General features: G+C 53.6%; 2 protein-coding genes. Both read left to right on the top strand.

Annotated features, from left to right (window positions below; all coding sequences use genetic code 11):
• A partial coding sequence (locus FH603_RS28205) for a DUF4331 family protein (RefSeq protein ID WP_186742713.1) occupies positions 1-319 on the top strand: 319 nt, incomplete at its 5' end.
• A 26-nt stretch (positions 320-345) separates the two neighbouring features.
• Positions 346-1046, top strand: a 701-nt coding sequence (locus FH603_RS28210) for a DUF4331 domain-containing protein (RefSeq protein WP_186742715.1), incomplete at its 3' end; no start/stop codon positions are given.

Genomic DNA, 1046 nt, shown 5'->3' on the forward strand with positions numbered 1-1046 from the left:
GACCGATGCCCGCTTCAACGGCTCGACGGCCATGCAGTTCATTCCAAACATGGATGGCTTCCCCAACGGACGCCGGCTGGAGGATGACGTCACCACCATTGAGCTACAGGCCGTGGGGGGTGTAGTGCTGGCAGCCATTGGGTTGTGGTACGACGACTTCACGCCGGGCACAACGCCCAGTCCAGTTACGCCAAATCTCGTTAACGTGCTGACATTCAATTCCGGGCCTACCAAGAATGACGTAGAACTGAGAGGAAACTTCCCCTACGTACAAAATCCGTGGAGAGGATTTGACTACCCTGTTAAAGCCAGATTCTAACCGTCACGACCACAACATACGAAAACATGAAAAACTTTTTATATCTGGTAGCCGCGCTGGCCTTCAGCTTTCTGCAGCCCCTGAGCGCTGTCGCTTCATCGCACCGCGAAGCACCGCTGATCTCGAACGATCCCCTGGCCGATAATACCGACCTGTATGCGTTCAAGAGCACAACCAACCCGGAAAACATTGTCTTGATTGCCAACTACATCCCGTTTGAGCATCCGGCTGGCGGCCCCAACTGGTACTCGTTTGGTGAGAACATCCGGTATGAAGTTCACGTCGACAACAATGCATCGACCAACGGTTCAGACATAGTGTACCGGTTTACATTCAAGCGCGTCAATGAGGACCCGACCACGTTCTTCCTGATTCGCTTAGGTAAGGAGAACCTGAAGACAACCTACACCTGCGAGCGCAGCATGGACGGGGGTAACACGTTCACGACCATCATCAGCAATGGCGCGGTAGCCCCACCCAATATTGGACCCCGCAGTATTGAAAACAAAACGGTTGGCCTGGGAGCGTCATCGTACGAAGAACTGGTTCAGAAGTCAATCATGACCGCTTCGACTGGTGAAAAGATTTTCTGCGGACCGGTCGATGACCCGTTCTTTGTCGATCTGGGCGGTATTTTCGACGTCGGTAACGTACGGCAAAACAGCGGCCGGGATGCGGTCGCGAAATTCAACTGCCATTCCATCGTGATCGAAGTGCCGGTTGCTAC

Origin of the sequence: Spirosoma utsteinense (genome assembly GCF_014282275.1) — a bacterium.
Taxonomy (GTDB): domain Bacteria; phylum Bacteroidota; class Bacteroidia; order Cytophagales; family Spirosomataceae; genus Spirosoma; species Spirosoma utsteinense.